This window comes from Acinetobacter sp. TG2027, assembly GCF_000302435.1.
In the GTDB taxonomy this organism is placed as follows: Bacteria; Pseudomonadota; Gammaproteobacteria; order Pseudomonadales; family Moraxellaceae; genus Acinetobacter; species Acinetobacter pittii.
The window spans coordinates 1-344 of the sequence record NZ_AMJN01000029.1 but is presented as its reverse complement, the minus strand read 5'-3'; the positions used below and the strand labels follow the sequence as shown (position 1 = coordinate 344).

Below are 344 nucleotides of genomic sequence, written 5' to 3'. Positions count from 1 at the left end.
CGTCCAGGTGCCGTCACCATTGTTCACTGCCGGATAGTCAACACCATCCACATTCACAACCACTGTTGCTGTCGGATCATTCACTGTACCGGTTAACTCAGGTGTACTGTCATTGGTCAATACATCGTTAAGCGCTACTGTCGGCGCAACCGCATCAACCACAGCTGTTGCTGGGCCTGATGTATTGCCAGCAGGATCTTCTGTTACTGCCGTTACTGTATCGCCATCATTTAAGCCAGGGTTTGGCACAGTCCAACTACCATCCGGTCCTGCCACGACTGTTGCAGTGGTACCGTCCGGATAAGTTACTGTTACTGTTGAACCAGGTTCTGCTGTACCTGTAA

The 344-nt window shown here is 50.9% G+C and carries 1 protein-coding gene; it reads right to left on the bottom strand.

The genetic code is table 11. The features are described from left to right. Positions 1-344: Ig-like domain-containing protein (locus tag B806_RS0106275; RefSeq protein WP_017402770.1), on the bottom strand; the 344-nt coding region annotated here is incomplete at both ends.